Raw genomic sequence first — 18,521 nt, 5'->3', positions numbered from 1 at the left:
CTGTCGCACAATTATCAATTCCTAATTGGAATTCCTATGTGACAGCCCTTTATTATTTAGTTTAATAGCAATAATTACTCCTATGATTCCTGATATTAATTTTACTAATATATAAATTAGAATAACTTCTTTTGCTTCTATAGAAACATATCCTAGTTGTCCACCAAATACATATGCACCACCTACTGAAAAAGCTGAGCATATTAATTTCCCTCTATCATCTAGTTCATCAAAATTAGTAAATATTATTACTGCTGAAGCTAAACTCCCAATAAGAGATGTAACAGATATTGAATTAATATGTAATACATTTCCTAACATGCTTATTTCCTTTTTTAATACTCTTCCTATTACCTCTAACATAACATTAGCACCACCCAAGAAAATAGCTATCTTTCCAACTATGGTTAATATCTCTTCCAAAGGAAGTAGATTTTTTACTATTTCTATTCCTGTTATGGATGTAAAACCTTGCAATCCCAACCCTATAACCCCTATCATAACTATTATTTTAGCTATATATTTAAAAAATGATATCATAGCATTAGGTGCTTTATTCAGAACTATTGAAATAATTATAGATATTATTATAATTGGTAAAATACTAATTATAATATTGTATAACTTGATTTGTAATAGTACTCCCCCAATAAACAATCCTATTGGTAATGCTATTATTCCACATAAAATTCCTTTGCAAAATATATCAATATTATTTCTATTAATTATACCCAGAGCTAGTGGTACTGTAAAACTCATAGTACATCCTAACATTGATGCTATTAGTATTCCAGAAAAGTACATCATATTATGATTTGTAGCTATAGTTTCAGTAATTTTATATCCTCCCATATCAACTGCAATAAAAGAAGAAATTATTACTGATGGGTTTATAAAACTATTTTTAAATATTGGTAAAATATATTTAATTATAATATCTGAAATAATTGGCGTTATTGAAAGTATCCCTATCATCGATAAAGCAAGAGATCCCATACTTTTAATTCCATTCTCTATCCCTTTATATAAATTAAATCTTCCTCCAATAATATAATCTACTATTCCTAATAAAAAAAAACCACCTACTATATAAAGCATTATCTTTTCCATATCATATCTCCATTTATATTCGTATAAAGTTAAATTAATTCTATCAAACTTTATTCAATCAAAAAAGCCCCTTAATAGTTAATTAAGAAGCTTTTTTGATAATTAATCATTTAGTCAAATTAGCAATCGCATCCACATGATGGCTTATCTGGAAATGGTTTTGGAACTGGGTTGCCATTATTTTCAGGCTTTCCTATACATTTTCCATTATAAGATGAAGTTTCTAGTTCAGAGTATTTTATTACTATATTGTCTTTATAAATCTTTAGCATATACTTTGTATTTGGACATAAAGGTCCTAATAAGAATTGTCCGTGACAATCTGTAAAAGTATGAGTCAATGGATAAGGATATCTGCATCCATCTACTACTTGTAATAATTTTACTACTGCATCTACTACAGGCATTCTATTACAATCCAAAACTGTTCCAAATATAACTGATCTCTTTTCCTCTGGTAATCTAACGACTGCTTCAATTTGTTCGTTACATCCTGTCTTTAGTTCGCATGATGTTATTCTTCCGCTCATAACTTTGCCTCCTAAGTTTAAAATTAATTTCGTATAGTATAATGTATTCCGTTATTTATAAAATGTTCTTTGTGTTGAGTGGTTTTGACAAAAAAAGACTAGTTATATTAGAGTATATCTTGTTAAAATATACTTATATAACTAGCCTATAAAATTTCAATCTAAATATTTAGATCGAAATAGTATATATTATTCCTTTACTTCCAATTGAATATCAAAACTTTTAGTTTGACCATTTCTAATTGCTTCTACTTTAACTACATCACCTTCTTTTTTGGTATCCCTAATAGCTCTTAATTCATCAAATGTCTTAATTCTTTGTCCGTCAAACTTAACGATTAAATCTCCACTTTTCAGACCTGCTTTTTCTGCTGGGGAAAATTCTGTTACCTCAATTATATATAATCCTTCTTCCATATCATATTGTTTGGCAAGTTGCTCATTAATCTCTCTTATTGATACTCCTAAATTTAATATCGGCTTTGATAATGAATCTATCCTATCTTTTACTTCATTTATAGGAATTGAAAATCCAATTCCTTCTGCTTCACCTGACATTTTTAATGTATTTATTCCTACTACTTCGCCTTTTGTATTAATAAGTGGTCCTCCGCTATTTCCTGGATTAATTGCCGCATCTGTTTGTATTAAATTTAGTTTAACACCAGTACTTGTTTCTACCGTTCTATTAACTGCACTTACTAATCCACCTGTCACAGTTTGATTAAAATCCTTTGAAAGTGGTGTTCCTATTGCTAGAACTTCTTCACCTGGTTTTAAAGCATCAGAGTTCCCTAATTCAACTATAGCCGGTACTTTAATACTATCGTCAGTTAATTTTAACATAGCTATATCTTGATTTTGATCATAATTTACAACTTTTGCTTTTACATCTCTACCATCCGATAAAGTAACAATAACTTCTTTTGCTCCTTCTATTACATGATAGTTTGTTAATATATATCCTTCTTCATTTATAATAAATCCCGAACCCATTCCATCTACTTGTTGTGGAATTATTCCGCTATAATCTGTTACCCCATTTGCTGATACTATTACAACAGCTGGAGCAACTTTTTCAAAAGCTTCGCTCTTTGTTAATGCTTCTCCTGTTGTATTGAAAGTTTGTGGATTTGGTGTAATATTATTCACCTTTTGGTTTGCACTAATATCCTTCATAGCATAATACACACTTCCTCCCCCTATAGCTCCTCCAAGAAGCCCAGTTATAAGTGCTATTACTATAAATTTAAATCCACCACTTTTTTTCTTCCTTATGACCTTGGTATCTTTATTAGGATTGAAATTATTATTTACTTCTATAAATCTATGTTCGTCCGTATAATCTTCTTTTGTATTTTCTTCAACTGAAGTTCTTAAAACTTCAGTTTCTTCATTGCTAACATCCTCATAATTTTCTACATCATATATATTATCATCACTCATCATAAAATCCTCCTAAGCATTTATAATTCCTTCTTACAGTTATTAATATACCCCTTTTATGTGACAATTATATGACATATAGACATTAATTCTTAGTTGCTTTTTTCTGTACTCTTTCAATCTCATTAGCCTGTTTTATAACTTGTCTTATACCGCTTATTACTGAATCAGGTTCATACATCGCAATTATTTTACTATCAGAATTTATAGTATGAACTTTTGTCAGTTCCTCATCTCCAAGTGATGCTAATTGTTCCTGTCCGTCCTTTGCTATTAAATAATATGGTTTTCCACTAAATATACCATCCTCTTGAGTATTACTTTCCCCACTTGTTATATTTTGTAACTCATTATATACAGCGCTTGTATAATTACTTTTTGTTCTATGTACATTAAATTCATTTAAACTAATATCATCTAACTTATTTTTAAAATCCTCTGTGTCACAAGCTAAATTTAATTTATCCATTAATGTAGTTATACCTATGCTTGATCCAATTTTTTCTATATTTCTTCTAACTTTTTCTATCATAAGATTATTTTTAAATTCTTTTGTATTAATATTATCTTCTACAAATGGATTTACTAAAACAACACCTGCTACTAAATCTGGATATTCTTTTGCAAATTCCGCAAGTACTAAACTTCCATATTCTTCTCCAACTAATATATATGGAGCTGACACCGCAGATTTTCTTAGCAATAACCTTAAGTCTTCTGCCTGCTCTTTAGGAGTTCTTAATGATCCACTATCGCTATACCCATACCCTCTTCTGTTATATACAAAAGTTGTTATATCATCATACTCTAAAGTTAACTTATCTGATATAATGTTCCATTGGCTTAAATTAGTTCCAATATTTCCGTCAAATATTATAGTATATTTACCTTCCCCATTGGTCTTATAATCTAATCTCTTATCATCTACTCTAACATAGTCTACTCTTTGTTTTAATGTTTCCTTTGCTATAAAATTACTTATTCTTTGATATATAAAACCTATAGCTACTAATATTATTAACGATAAAAATATATTTCTAATAATATCCTTAGGTTTTAATTTATTTTTCATATTTACTTTATAAAATCCATTTGAATGTGGTAAAAGCTTCACTTTAAACCTTCCCCCTACTTGTTATAACTTTATTAATTTAAATTACTTATTATTTTATAGCTTTAGATTTGGTTTTGCATTTATATTTAATGGTGATTCTAGTCCTTTTATATAATTGAAATATGCTGCACTACCTATCATAGCTGCATTATCTGTACACAATATTGGTGAAGGGAATAATACATCTATACCTTTTTTTGCAGCAGCTTCAATAAGAGATTTCCTAAGTGCTGAGTTTGATGCTACTCCTCCAGCTATTGCAATTTTGTTAATATTCTTTTGCTTACAAGTCTTTAAAACATTTTGCTTTAATACATCAATAACAGCTTTTTGAAATGATGCTGCTACATCCGCTTTATTTATATCTATGTTTTGCATTTTACATTTATTTATATAATTTAATACGGCTGACTTCACTCCACTAAAAGAAAAGTCTAAAGTATCATCATGAAAATTAGCTTTTGGAAATTCTATTGCATTTTCATTTCCCTCTTTAGCTAATTTATCTATCTTAGGGCCTCCTGGATATCCTAGTCCTAAAGCCCTAGCAACTTTATCATAAGCTTCCCCCGCTGCATCATCCCTTGTCTGCCCTATAACTTCATACTCACCATAATCTTTAACATGAACTATAAAAGTATGCCCACCTGAAACTACTAAAGATACAAATGGTGGTTTTAAATCTTTATGTTCTATATAATTTGCACAAATATGCCCCTCTATATGATTTACTCCTACTAATGGTTTCTTTGATGAATAAGAAAGTCCTTTAGCATATTGTAATCCAACTAGTAATGCTCCTACTAAACCTGGGCCATATGTTACTCCAATTGCATCTATTTCTTCTAGCTTTACTCCTGCATCTTCCAGAGCTTCCATTACGACTCCATTTACTACTTCTATATGCATTCTTGAAGCAACCTCAGGAACTACCCCTCCATATTTTTTGTGTGTCTCTATTTGTGATGCTATTATGTTAGATAATACCTCTCTACCATCTTTAACTACAGCTGCAGATGTTTCATCACAACTTGATTCTATTGATAATATTAATTTACTTTCCATTACAACTACCTCTTAATCTAATTATATTTATAATAAACTGTTTTGAATTTATTTTCATTTTTTGTTTTCTTGTTAAAAGTATTTCATTGTTGTATATTAAAATAAGGTTTATATCTTATTCTTAACATTGTTTATTATATAATGAATAAAAAAATTATTCATTATTTTTTGCTAGAATTAATGGATTTTTAAGGATATATTAATATTATTTTAAAGGAGTTTTCATAATGAGTACTTATGCAAAGGTAATTGTTCCAGGATCACCCATTTCCAAATCTAATTTCAAACTACATAATAAAGATGGCCGAGCAATCCTTCCTTATAATACAGGAAAATCACATGATAGATATGCTCTTTATGAAGAAGAAATTGCATACTATGCTAGGTTTCAAAATCCGGATACTATATTAGATGAATCTCTCATAGCTATTCTTAAAGTTTATTATAAAAGTGAAAAAAGGCATCCTGATACAGCAAATATAACTAAAAGTATTTTTGATGGAATTGAGAAAAGCGGTCTTATTGTTAATGATGCTCAAATAACAAAAATAATAACAGAAGAGTTTTATGATAAAGAAAATCCTCGTTTTGAATTAGAATTTTTTGCTGAAAGTGAATATGAAGTTTCTTATTCAGTTTTACCCAAAAAAGAGCATGGTAGTAAAAAACTTTATTCACCTATAAGAAAATCTAATAAACAAAAAACTATTAAAGATAAAATAGTTAGCAATGAAAATATTAATTCTAGTAATATGCTAATATGTGAATTTTGTAATAAAAAAATTGAAGATTCTAATTTAATTAAAGCAAATGGTGGTAAAACATTTATATGCAGATCTTGTTTTAATAAGTTATTTTAAGAGAGGTGCTTTAAATTGAATAAAGATTACTTTGTTTTTATAGGAGATAGTTTAACTTACGGATATGGAGTTAATAAAACTGATAATTGGGTTGAAAATTTAAAATCATTACAGTCATTAAATATAATAAATAAAGGAATTAATGGCGACACAACTACAAATATGTTAAATAGATTTACAGAAGATGTTATATCCTATTATCCAAAGAAAATTTTTATAATGGGAGGAACAAACGACTTTCTTTCAAATAGACCCTTGAATTCTGTTTTAGAAAATATAGAGTTAATGTTAAAAGAAGCTTTAACTATTACTAGGGATGTATTTATAGGCATCCCCCCAATAATATTAAAAGAAGATGCTAAAAGGCTTTTTATTCCATCTCCTACATACGATTATTGTGAGAATCAACTGCCTTTATTAAGAAAATCTTTAATTAATCTCTGCACTAGATATAATGTTAATTTTATAGATTTTTATAAAATTACTTTAGAAAACTACGAGTCAAATATTTTTATGGATGGTATTCACTTAAACCTTAAAGGCCAAACTTTTTTATTAAATGAATTTATGGTTATATTAGAGAAACTTTCTTATAATAATTAAAAGTGTAAAGTTTATAGTTAATTTATTTTTAGTGATTTTAAATAAATTATACCTATAATTTTACACTCTTAATTTTCAGATAGTAGTACTTGACTAATTTTTAGTACACATATTTTTTCAAGTAATTTGATACCAGTTCTCCAACTGTATATCCATTTTCTCCGCTATTAAATATATTCTTATCCCTTGTTAATAGCGTTCCACAAGCAAATATTCCCTTTGCTGAAGTTTCAAAATTTCTTACTAATGGAATTTCATATTCCCCTAGCTCTATATTTGTTTTTCTCATAAAAGAAATTTCAGGATAATATCCAACCGTTAATATTAAAGAATCACAATGTATAGTATCAATACTTCCACTATCTATATTTTGAATATCTATATTTTCTATTCTCTCATTACCATCTAGTTCAACTATACGATGATTCTTTATTATGTTTATATTAAAACCCTCTATAATCTCAAGTTCATCTTTTTCTAAAGGAATATCACTAGAAGATTCTATTATTGCATTTACTTTAGCCCCTTCTATTAATAATCTTCTTGCAAGAATCAGCGAACGAATATTTTTTCCTAATATTACAGCTTCTTTTCCTGGAAGAAATCCCTGTAAATTAATAAGTCTATGTGCAGAAACCACAGTAAATATTCCTGTATATTTATGAACAGGTATATTTATATTTCCTGTAAATCTTTCTCTGCAACCAGAAGCTAGTATTATAGCAGTTGCTTGTATTTCCTGTATTCCTTCTACCGGATTCACATATGAAACCATCTTGTTCTTAGTCACTTCTAATACTTCAGTATTAAGCTTATATAGTCCACCTAAATTTTTAAAGTCCTTAATAAGCCTGCTTCTAAGTTCTGGTCCTGTAACATCCTTTTCTAAATAATACTGACCAAATCCATTATGTATAAATAAATTTAAATTCCCACCTAATTCATCTTCTCTTTCTAAAATCAAAACTTTTTTAATTCCATTTTTCAAAGCAGAAACTCCGGCTGAAAGTCCAGCTGCTCCCCCTCCAATTATAATTAAATCATATTGAAGCATATATAACCTCCATTAATGTTAAATAAACCTATATAGATATTATATCATAATGTATTTTTCTTAACCTATTATTTGTTAAATTATCTCTGTTATTGAAATTTATTTTTACATTGGATTAAAAATTAGTCAAAACTAATTTGCTTTATAAAAAGACCTATACTATAATTTAATTATTGTAAAAAGGCCTATCACATTACTATATATATTTGAGGTGGTATATTGGATAAATTTTTAAGAAAATTTAAGAATAATAATAACTTTAGCTTTGATAACATTATGAGAATAATATTATTTTTAATTCCTCTTATAGGGATTACTTTTAAAAGCATTATATTTCAAGGTTTTGTCATTAACCAAGATCCTTATTCATTAGATATTCTTGCTGGATACAATTCGGCAAAACCATTTATAAATTATTATTATGCTTTTACATTGATCTTTATTAGTTTTTCTTTATTATTTAAAGGAAAGGGACGAGTTTTATATCTATTTATAATAGATTTAATAATAACTTTACTAATATTACTGGATTTAGGATACTTTAGAGGATTCCTAACAATGCCATCAGTATTATTATTGAGTCAAACAGCTAATTTAGATAATATGGGTGGTACTATATCTTCAATGTTTAGTAGTAAAGATTTTTTACTATTCATCGATTTTATAATATTAGGTATATTTGTATTCCTTACAAGAAAATCTTATACTAGGGTTAAAAAGAGAGCCCCTATTACTTTTATAGTTACATTACTATTAGGTATTTTATACATAGGATATGTTCCTTTTAATTTACATGTACTAAAAAATGAAGATGTTAAAAATGGATACATATTCTCAAATTATGATCCTACAAATACAGCTAGATATTTTTCTCCTGTAGGTTACCATTTATTTGATTTATACAATGTTTATAAAGATTCAATGCCTTATAATTTAACAGAAGAAGAAAAATCTCAAATTGAAGAATTTTTTAATAAAAAAGAAAATCTACCTGATAATGAATATGCTGGTATGTTTAAAGGTAAAAACTTATTAGTTATACAAGTTGAATCATTAGAAAGTTTTGTAATTAATAAAGAAATAAATAATCAAAAAATAACACCTGTTTTAAATGAATTAGTAAATTCAGGTTTGTACTTCCCAAATATCCATGAGCAAGTAAACGAAGGTACAAGCTCTGACTCGGATTTAATGATTAATACTTCAATGTTTCCATTAAGAAGGGGTAGTACTTTCTTTAGATATCCAAATGCTAAATATAATTCGCTACCACTTTTATTAGAAGAAAATAACTATGATACTATAGCGATACATTCCGATAAGGGTTCCTTCTGGAATTACGCTGCTGGGTTAAAGGGTATAGGTTTTGAAAAATTTGTTGATTATTATTCATTTGATATTGATGAAGAAATAGGACTTGGATTATCAGATGAAAGTTATTTTAGACAAGTTACTCCAATGTTAAAGGAATTAAGCAACCCATTTTATGCCTTTACAGTTACCCTAACAAGCCATGGACCTTTTGATTTGCCAAAAGAAAAAAGAGCATTAACTTTAGATAGTGCATTAGACAGTAATGAACTTGGAGGGTACTTCCAAAGTGTAAATTATACAGATGCCCAAATTGGAAAATTTATGGAAACATTAGATAAAGAAGGTTTGCTGGATAATACTGTTGTAATTATTGAAGGTGATCATACAGGTGTTCATAAATATTATAATAGTTCAATTGAAAAACTTTCCCAAAAAGAAGATTGGTATTTGGATAATGGAGATCATACTGTACCATTTATAATCTGGTCAAAAGACATTAAAGAAGCAAAGACATTTGATACTATAGGCGGACAAGTGGACATTATGCCAACACTTTTATATCTTATGGGAGTACCAAATGATAAATATATAAATACATCTTTAGGTAGGAATTTATTAAATACAAACAAATCTTTTGCTATTCTTACAAACTTAGATGTAGTTGGTAACTTAACACAAGAAGAAAAAGAAATGTATAAAAATATTGTTGATTTATCAGATAAAATGATTCGTAGTAATTACTTAGAAGATAATTAAAGATACTAATTTTGAATGTTTATTGTTATTAGTAAAATAGGCTAACTGATCAAATTCAGTTAGCCATTTATTTTAATAATTATTCTGCTTTTAATTCTTGTACTCCAGTTATACTTGTCTTTGTATCATCTTCTTTATCTGCTATTTTAAATGTATCTTTAGCTTCTTGATTTAAGAAGTAAATATTTCCTTCAATTACTTGGTTTACTAATTTAAAGTTTTTACCTGAAACATAAACATCACCTTTAAAAGTTCCATGTTCAAGACTTCCATTTATACTATTGAAAGTTATCTTTGGAGCTGTTAAGGTAAATCTATTTGTAACCTTTTTGTTTTCATCTTGAGTATATAAAGCTATTTTACGTTGATATGTTTCTTCTCCAGTAGTAGCATCTTTTTTACCATTCTTAAAATCTCCATCAACTACTAATTCCTTGTCAAAAGTCAAATCATTTAGTACTGCTACTATCCAAGTTCCTTCTTTGCTTATTCCTTTTTCAAAAGCTGAGTTGTCATTTACTATTGAAGCTGTTGTAACTACATCAGTTTTTTGCTCTTCTGTTGTTGATGGTTTTTCTTCTGTTGTTTTGTCTGTGTCCTTATTATTTCCACAAGCTACAAATGCTGTAGTAGCTACTGCTAGTGTTAATGCTATTAAAAGTGATTTAGTTTTCATATGTGCACCTCCATAATGCTTAAATCTTTTGTTTTAATTAACCAAATAAAGTATATCATATTGATAAAGTCTCAACAATAATATTTTTTGTTTTTATTTTTATATTATTCATTATTAATTAAATTCTATTTACTTTCCTGCTATAGATAATCCATCGACCTTAACTGATGGACTTCCTACACTACTCATTGGGAACTTTAAGTCATTACTTATTTCCTCTATATTCTTTAATAAATCAAAGAAGTTTCCCGCAACTGTTATTTGTTCAACTGGATATTCTTTTTTACCTTCTTTTATATAAAAGCCCTTTGCTGCTAATGAAAAGTCTCCTGTTATTGAATTTGCTCCTGAATGTAAACCAGCAAATTCTGTTATCAATAAGCCTTCTCCAATTTCTTTTAATAAATCATCAAAACTTTTTTCGCCCTTTTCAAGATATAAATTTGTTGGTGAAACTCCCACTGGTGATGCATAAGAATTTTTAAATCCATTTCCTGTTGATTTAGTATTTCCTTTATGCGCAGTTTTTAAATTATGCAATAACGTTATAAGCTTCCCTTCATGTATTATATCTTTTTTCTTCGTTGCAACTCCTTCATCATCAAAAGGAACTGACGCTAGGCCATTTTCTAAATGAGGATTATCTAATAATGTTACTTTTTTATTTGCTATTATCTCTCCTTCTTTTCCTTTCAATAAACTTAATCCTTTTTGAGCTGCATCCCCACTAAATACTCCAGCAAATGTTGATAATAACGACACCATGGCTTCATTATTTATTATTGTATTATATTTTCCTGATGGAATTGACTTTCCACCTATTCTAGATAAAGCTTCATTAACCCCATCTTGTGCTAAAAGTTTTGGATTTACCTCATCTAATGAAGTAGCTATAATATATCCCATACCATCATGCATATCTTCTTGATTTTTTATTATTGGAACTACATAAGCACTTAATAAGTTTGATTTGTTTTCCAAATTTAAGCCTTTAGAATTTATTATTCCATACTTAGCTTTATTATAGCCTATTCCACATCCTCCAAAACTAACTACTCTATTATCTAAAGTTTTTGCTTCTTTTTCCATGTTTAAAGCTAGGTCTATAAGTTTATCTGCTGGAATATTTTCTAGCGTATTATAATAAGTATTAACTGCTGAATATTCCTTATCTCCTTCATATATAAATTGAATATCTTCATTTTCTATAGTCAATGCACTTTCCTTTGCATTTTTTACAAGCATTTCTATTGCATATTCATCTAGTATTTCTGTATATGAATATCCTATTTTACCATTTATTTTCCCTCTAAATGATAATCCATAAGAAGTAGTTAAATTATATTTTTCAACTTCCTCATTATATACATTTATACTTAAGCTTTCTCTATCTACGTAATAAACTTCATACTCATCAAATTCGTTATTTTTAGCTTCTTGAAATAATTTGTTTATAAATATATTTAATTCCACTTTTATATTCCCCCTTATCTTCCACCTACTGTTATTTCTTTAACTCTAATCATAGGTTGACCTACATTAGTTGGAATACTTCCTGAAACAGATCCACACATTCCTTGTCCTTGTGCTAAGTTCTTGCCGACCATATCTATATTCATTAACACTTCACTACCTTTACCAATAAGGCTAGCACCTCTAACCGGCTCTTGTATTTCTCCATTTCTTACTATATACCCTTCTGATACTGCAAAATTAAATTCTCCTGTTACTGGATTAACTGAGCCACCACCCATCTTCTTAGCATATAACCCATCTGATATTGATTTAATAATTTTATCTTCATCATCATTTCCTGCTGCAATATATGTGTTTGTCATTCTTGAGGTAGGTGAAAATTTATAATTTTGTCGTCTTGAGCTTCCAGTTGCCTCCATACCCATTCTTCTTCCATTTAATTTATCAATTAAGTAACCCTTTAATATACCATTTTCTATTAGTATATTTTTCCTTGTTTTATTACCTTCATCATCTATATTTAGTGATCCCCATGCATTAGGTATAGTTCCATCATCAATTGCAGTAACTTTTGATGATGCTATTTGCTTTCCTAACATATTAGTAAATACTGAATTTCCTTTTGCCACGGCAGTTGCTTCTAATGAGTGCCCGCAAGCTTCATGAAATATAACTCCACCAAACCCATTATCTATTGCTACAGTCATCTTGCCAGCTGGACAATTTTTAGCATGCAACATAGTATGTGCAACTCTTGATGCCTCTCTTCCGTAATATTCTGGATCAATGTCATTAAATAATTCAAATCCCTTATGTGCTCCAGGACCTTCAAAACCTGTTTGATTTTCTCCATTTATAGATGCTACAGAACTTATTGATAATCTTGTTCTAACTCTTTTATCCTCTGTAAGTAATCCTTCCGTATTAGCTATTAATATATTTTGTTCCTTATCTAAATATCCAACAGATACTTGAGTTATTTCATCATTATATTCTTTTGCTGCTTTATACCCAGTTTTCATTACCTTTATCTTCTTTTCAATGCCAATTGAAGAAGGCATATATATTATTGGATTATTATTATATATAGATTTTTCATTTAAAACTATGCTTATATCTTCTTTTAATTCCCCAAGAGCCAATGCTGCTTTTTGTGCTGTGTCTAATAAAGACTCTAGATTAGTATTATTTGTATAAGCATACACACTTTTTAATCCTTTAAAAATTCTTATACCTATTCCATGAGTCCTTCCAGATATAGAATTCTCTACTTTTCCATTTAAAATACTTATAGACGTATCTAAAGTATCTTCTTCAAAAATTTCTGCAAAATCCCCGCCTGTTATTAAACATCTAGCTAATACACTAGATAATATATTTTTTGATAACATATTATTCATCCTCCATACTTGTTTGTTTTCCATCTTTAAATGCCTTTGCCCATGAGTCTACATAACTTCCACTTGCCCATTCGGCCATTATTACCTCTTCCCCATCACTTAATTGTATATTCATGAGAGGACTACCCTTTATATTTCTATCTTCCATTTCATAAACTGATATTTTATCGCTAAATACTATAATAGCTATTCTACCTGTAGGCGCTGTATATATATCTTTTATGAAAGGAAAATCATCTATCAAATCTCTCCACGAAACTAATAAAGTATCATAATTTAATATTTTTTTACTTGGACTTATTGATATTCTATATTCTATTCCATCATTATTATTATCTATAGCCGGAATATTACCTACTAAACTCCATTTTCCTTCAATTCTCTTTATTGTAAAATTACTATAGTTTATATTTATATCTAATAAATCCTTTTTTTCATCTGGTAAAGTATCTATAGTTTGATTAAATTCTTTTTTATATTTTTCCTTAGAATCAATATTATATATTTCCTCGATATTAAGTCCATTTCTTGAATTTATATTATCTATAGGTACAGTTTGATATATAGGAAACTTATTTTTAAAATTATCTCCTTCATATTTCTCTATGGATATATAGTCATTTGAAACAAAATTAATGTTCTTATAGACATTTGTAGTTTCTCTCTCCAGTAATTGGTCTTCTTCTCTTCCATCTAATGGTTTAGCTGTAAGGTATTCAATATGATGATTAATGTCATTATTTATAATTTCACTACTAATACTCCATATTCCACTCATCCTTGGAAAAATTATATTATTTTTTTCTATTATAGGTTGTAATGTACCATTTTTAAATGATATCCATAATGTTTTATATTCCTCATTAGTATAATTTCCATCATCCATTAATCTTCTTGGTGTTTTCATTCCTAACATTACCCCTACTGCACTATTATAGTCCTCTAACACTTCATCTTCTTTAACTTCACTACTAATAATTTCAGTTTTTTTGGGGCTACTATCTTTTTTAATTAATTTTAATATTAATCCATCATAAAACAAATATCCATTTGACTCATCTATTAAAATGAATTCTCCTATTATTGTATTGGAGTCAATTATAGATATTACATCAAACTTAGATCCTTCATCTACCAAGTCCTCTAATTTTAAATTAAATTCATATGATAAAGTATATGTTTTATCAACAATCTTTAATTTATATTTAGGATTTATATATGTTTTATTTAATATAGTAATATCTTTATTGGATATATTAATTTGTGAATCTTCTAAATCTAGAACTTCATTCTTATTTTCAATCTCATTATCTATTATATTAATATAATCAATATTCCATATCCCCTCTATTTGAAGATCATTATTATAAGGTGCTTTTATTGCTTGTGTATCTTTTCCATTTACCTTACTACAACCAGTAATTATTGTAAATATAAATATAATCCCTAATAATAAAACTTTTTTAATTATATTCATATCATTCCTCCTCATTTATTGGAATAATAATTTCAACTTTAGTTCCTATTCCTATCTTACTATATATATTAAGTACTCCTTGATGTAATTTAATTATTTCATCACAAATAGATAATCCTATTCCATTTTGAGATTTAGAATTTTTCCCCTTGAAAAATTTTTCTTTTATTCTAGGTAAATCTTCTTCTGATATACCACATCCATCATCTTCAATTATAAATTTTACTTTATTATTAATTTTTATAGTAGTAAATTTTATATTTCCATCTTCTTCTGTAAATTTTAATGAATTATCTAATATATTTATGAATACTTGTTTTAATCTGTTACTATCAACATACATGTTCCCATTAGCTTCTGTTCTGAACTGCAAATTTATTCTCTCTTTTTTTGCTCTTGGACCCATGAAAGATTGTATGTGATTTATAAAATCAACTATGTTAATACTTTTTAAGTCTATAGTTACCTTTTCATTAATGAGTCTTGAAAAATCTAATAATTCTTCTACCATTAATGATAATCTATCTGTTTCTTTCTCTATTATTTCAAAACCAAGTTTCAATGTATCTTTATCTGTTTTATCATTGTTTAATGTTATAGTCCACCCCTTTATCGCTGTTAACGGAGTCCTTAATTCATGTGAAACCGACGATATAAATTCATTCTTTAGTTGCTCTCTTTTTGATATTTCATTTGCCATGAAATTTAAGGTGTTTGATAGTTGCCCGATTTCATCTTGACTACTAATGCTACTTCTTATATTTAAATTCCCGCTCCCCATCTTTTCTGCAATCTCTTTTAAATATTTTATAGGATTTATTATACTATTTGCAAGAAATACTCCTAAAATCATTCCTATTATCAAAACTGCTATTGATATACCTGAGAAAATAACCATAATGTTAGTTATTACTGCATCAATGGCTTCTAATGATGTTATAAATCTAATTAATCCTATTATATCTCCATCTATAATTAGTGGATATGATACTGCCATTACTTTATCATCATAATAATCTACTTTTCCAATCCACCTTGCAGCTTCGCCCTTTAAAGCCTTTGATATATCTGGAGTACTAATTAACTTGTCATCCTTAATTCCAATAGAATCCATTAAAAGATTTCCATTAGAATCAAAAATTTCAACTTGAACATTATTTTCATTCCAAAAAGTATCTATATTATCATAAATAGTTTCTGACAAGGATCTTGATGAAAAATACTTGTTATAAAAATTAATAGATACTTGAATTCGACTTTTCAATAAATCTTCTGTATTGTCATAATAATATTTTCTAACAAAAATAAGTAAAAGAATATTTAAAAACATTACTGTTGAAAAAATTATTACAAATATTCCTTGAAGCAATTTATTTCTTATACTTTTTACTCTTCGGATTTCCACCTATATCCTATCCCCCATATCGTTTCTATATACTTTGGCTCAGAAGCATTTTCTTCTATTTTAGATCTTAATCTTCTTATGTTTACATCTATTATCTTTGCATCACCAAAATAATTTTCTCCCCAAACCAAATCTAATAGTTCATCTCTTGTAAATGCCTTGTTAGGATTTTCTAAAAATATCTTCATAAGTAAATATTCTTTTGGGGTTACATCTATTTCTATACTGTTCTTTAATATTTTCTGTGAATATAAATCTATTATAAATTCTCCTAATTCTAGTTTTTCTTTATCCTCTTCTCCAAGTCTTCTAAGAAGCGCCTTTATTCTTAAAACCACTTCCAATGGATTAAATGGTTTTATTATATAATCATCCGCACCATACTCTAATCCCATAATCTTATCCATATCTTGACCCTTAGCTGTTAGCATTATTATTCCCATATTAGGAAATTCATCTCTTAATTTGCTGCAAACCTTGAACCCATCTATCCCCGGTAACATAACATCTAAAATTGCAATTTTAGGTTTTTCTATAGCTGCAAGTTTTAAGCCTTCTTCTCCTGTTGCCGACTCTATTACTTGAAGATTATTTCGTTGTAAGTTTATTTTCAAAAATCCCCTTATACTGTCTTCATCTTCTACCAATAATATTTTATTCATTCTATCACCTCTAACTATAATAGTATTATTAACTATTTTAATTTCTTATAATCTTTAAAGACAAATAAGAGACGGATACCCGCCCCTTTATTATTTCAATGTTCTAAACTCAAATCCTTCTTTTTTTAAATGATCTATTGCACTTTGTAAATATTCAACAGTCCCTTTTTTAGAATCTGTATCATGCATTAATATAATTATAACATCTTTATCTCCAACAGTTTCTTTTAATTTATCTAATAGGTATTCCTTTGGGAAATCTTTTCCTTCTGCATCACCATTTAAAGAATTCCAATCCATTTGATATATCCCTTTACTCTCTAATACCTTGTCCAATTCAGCTGTTCCATTCCAACTAGCATGTCCGCCAGGCATTCTTATTAAACGTGTTTTAAAGTTTTTTCCAAGAATATCTTTTAATATCTTATTATTCTTCTCTATATCTTTCATAAATGCTTCAACATCTACTATTCTATTTGGATAAAGTATTGAATAATTATGTGAATATCCATGATTTGCTATAGAGTGTCCTTCTCTTGCCATCCTTTTCAATAAATCAGCTGCTTTATCATTATTCTCTATTGAAGTACCTAATGTAAAAAATGTAGCTTTAATAGAGTTGTCTTTTAGAATATCTAATATTTTCCTTGTTGAGTGCCTAGATGGCCCATCATCAAATGTTAAATATGCAACTTTTCTGTTATCATCTCTATAAAAATTCCACTTATACATTGTTTCTGGAAGAATAACTGAAGCATCATCTGCATTAGAATCATTTTCTAATGTAAGATATTCTCCATTCTCTATTTTATTAGAATCTTCATTAACTGATTTTTCTTCCTCTATTGTATTTCCTATATCCTCTTTATTCTCCTGATTTAAAGTTTCCCCATCAGCCACAAAACTTTCTTCTTGCCCTTGCTTCTCATAATTTTCCTGATTTTTTTCAATATCAGAGGTTTCTTCTTCTAAATGACTATTTTTATCATTAGAAGGCTGTGTACCGTCCTTATTTGTATTATTAAATACCTTATTAATTATTGTTTGAGCATTAGTATAAATCAAGTTTTCTCCAAAGTCGCTTATCCCTACTGATATTATAAATATAGATATTACTAACACAAATGTAAATAATATGAACCTCTTCTTATTTCTTATTCTAGTTTTCTTACTCATAAATTTTACTCTTCCTACTCATGTTTTATTGTTTGTCCTTATAATTCAATTATATAGGAGTTTTTTCTTCAAATCATTACAATTTGTTAAACAATAGTTACGAAAAAGTTACATTATTATACATCTTATTACATTCAGTATATAAAAATAAAAGAGTTTTATAACAATAGACTTAATCTACTCTTATAAAACTCTTATTTTTAATGGCTCCGTGGAGAGGATTCGAACCTCCAACCTATCGGTTAACAGCCGAGTGCTCCACCATTGAGCTACCACGGAATATTATAATATTTCAGATTGTTCTCTGAAAATTGCACATAAATGAGAATCAAAATCTTTGATTTTGCTCTCTATTTTACAAACCTTCTTTGTTTTATTTATTGGTCAAGCCCTCGAC

At 28.1% G+C, this 18,521-nt stretch carries 16 protein-coding genes and 1 tRNA gene; 3 read left to right on the top strand and 14 right to left on the bottom strand.

The genetic code is table 11. The annotated features are described in order from the left end of the window. Positions 1–21: 21 nt before the first annotated feature. The 5 genes from eutH to tsaD all read right to left on the bottom strand — a co-directional run bounded on the left by eutH (position 22) and on the right by tsaD (position 5,265). A complete protein-coding gene (gene eutH / locus AAT22_RS02930; protein ID WP_047000202.1) occupies positions 22–1,110 on the bottom strand; it encodes an ethanolamine utilization protein EutH in 1,089 nt (362 codons plus the stop codon). Between the two features lie 119 nt (positions 1,111–1,229). Beyond that, positions 1,230–1,640 (bottom strand): hypothetical protein, encoded by a 411-nt coding sequence (locus tag AAT22_RS02925; protein WP_016208801.1) that lies wholly within the window; start codon positions 1,638–1,640, stop codon positions 1,230–1,232. A gap of 189 nt (positions 1,641–1,829) precedes the next feature. Then, positions 1,830–3,086: a trypsin-like peptidase domain-containing protein gene (locus tag AAT22_RS02920; RefSeq protein WP_052953896.1), complete on the bottom strand. Its 1,257-nt coding sequence runs from the start codon at positions 3,084–3,086 to the stop codon at positions 1,830–1,832. A gap of 85 nt (positions 3,087–3,171) precedes the next feature. Further along, positions 3,172–4,200 carry an alpha/beta hydrolase gene (locus AAT22_RS02915; protein ID WP_016208803.1) on the bottom strand — a complete coding sequence of 343 codons (1,029 nt, stop codon included), beginning with the start codon at positions 4,198–4,200 and terminating at the stop codon, positions 3,172–3,174. Positions 4,201–4,254: 54 nt separating this feature from the next. Next, a complete protein-coding gene (gene tsaD, locus AAT22_RS02910) occupies positions 4,255–5,265 on the bottom strand; it encodes a tRNA (adenosine(37)-N6)-threonylcarbamoyltransferase complex transferase subunit TsaD (protein ID WP_016208804.1) in 1,011 nt (336 codons plus the stop codon). A gap of 227 nt (positions 5,266–5,492) precedes the next feature. Here tsaD and AAT22_RS02905 point away from each other — a divergent pair, with 227 nt between their 5' ends. Both AAT22_RS02905 and AAT22_RS02900 read left to right on the top strand, forming a co-directional pair. Then, complete coding sequence (locus tag AAT22_RS02905) at positions 5,493–6,125, top strand: RusA family crossover junction endodeoxyribonuclease (protein WP_047000201.1); 633 nt, start codon at positions 5,493–5,495, stop codon at positions 6,123–6,125. Between the two features lie 15 nt (positions 6,126–6,140). Further along, the gene (locus AAT22_RS02900; RefSeq protein ID WP_047000200.1) at positions 6,141–6,728 is read left to right on the top strand and encodes a GDSL-type esterase/lipase family protein; all 588 of its coding nucleotides are present in this window, start codon (positions 6,141–6,143) and stop codon (positions 6,726–6,728) included. 100 nt (positions 6,729–6,828) lie between these two features. Here AAT22_RS02900 and AAT22_RS02895 read toward each other — a convergent pair whose 3' ends face one another. After that, a complete protein-coding gene (locus tag AAT22_RS02895; RefSeq protein WP_047000199.1) occupies positions 6,829–7,782 on the bottom strand; it encodes an FAD-dependent oxidoreductase in 954 nt (317 codons plus the stop codon). A 276-nt stretch (positions 7,783–8,058) separates the two neighbouring features. Between AAT22_RS02895 and AAT22_RS02890 the strand changes: the two genes are divergently transcribed. After that, positions 8,059–9,852 carry an LTA synthase family protein gene (locus AAT22_RS02890; RefSeq protein WP_242849779.1) on the top strand — a complete coding sequence of 598 codons (1,794 nt, stop codon included), beginning with the start codon at positions 8,059–8,061 and terminating at the stop codon, positions 9,850–9,852. Positions 9,853–9,931: 79 nt separating this feature from the next. On the opposite strand, the gene AAT22_RS02885 is transcribed toward AAT22_RS02890, so the two are convergent. The 8 genes from AAT22_RS02885 to AAT22_RS02850 form a co-directional block, all read right to left on the bottom strand. Next, entirely contained in the window at positions 9,932–10,528 is a 597-nt protein-coding gene (locus tag AAT22_RS02885; RefSeq protein ID WP_047000197.1) for a hypothetical protein, read from the bottom strand. 129 nt (positions 10,529–10,657) lie between these two features. Beyond that, on the bottom strand, positions 10,658–12,001 hold the full coding sequence (locus tag AAT22_RS02880; RefSeq protein ID WP_047000196.1) for a TldD/PmbA family protein: 1,344 nt from the start codon (positions 11,999–12,001) through the stop codon (positions 10,658–10,660). A 14-nt stretch (positions 12,002–12,015) separates the two neighbouring features. Continuing rightward, on the bottom strand, positions 12,016–13,395 hold the full coding sequence (locus AAT22_RS02875) for a TldD/PmbA family protein (RefSeq protein WP_016208811.1): 1,380 nt from the start codon (positions 13,393–13,395) through the stop codon (positions 12,016–12,018). A 1-nt stretch (position 13,396) separates the two neighbouring features. Continuing rightward, positions 13,397–14,881, bottom strand: a complete 1,485-nt coding sequence (locus AAT22_RS02870; protein WP_047000195.1) for a hypothetical protein — start codon at positions 14,879–14,881, stop codon at positions 13,397–13,399. A gap of 1 nt (position 14,882) precedes the next feature. Next, positions 14,883–16,280, bottom strand: coding sequence for a HAMP domain-containing sensor histidine kinase (locus tag AAT22_RS02865; protein ID WP_040437094.1), 1,398 nt, complete (start codon positions 16,278–16,280; stop codon positions 14,883–14,885). Continuing rightward, positions 16,268–16,948 (bottom strand): response regulator transcription factor, encoded by a 681-nt coding sequence (locus AAT22_RS02860; RefSeq protein ID WP_016208813.1) that lies wholly within the window; start codon positions 16,946–16,948, stop codon positions 16,268–16,270. The genes AAT22_RS02865 and AAT22_RS02860 overlap by 13 nt, the downstream gene beginning before the upstream one ends. Before the next feature lie 90 nt (positions 16,949–17,038). After that, positions 17,039–18,124, bottom strand: a complete 1,086-nt coding sequence (locus AAT22_RS02855; protein WP_052953895.1) for a polysaccharide deacetylase family protein — start codon at positions 18,122–18,124, stop codon at positions 17,039–17,041. A gap of 204 nt (positions 18,125–18,328) precedes the next feature. Further along, positions 18,329–18,403: transfer RNA gene (locus AAT22_RS02850), tRNA-Asn, on the bottom strand. Positions 18,404–18,521 lie beyond the last annotated feature (118 nt).

Source organism: Clostridium sp. C8, from assembly GCF_001010885.1.
Lineage (GTDB): Bacteria > Bacillota > Clostridia > Clostridiales > Clostridiaceae > Clostridium > Clostridium sartagoforme.
The sequence above is the reverse complement of the archived record's forward strand: the minus strand, read 5'-3'. Positions and strand labels throughout refer to the sequence as shown.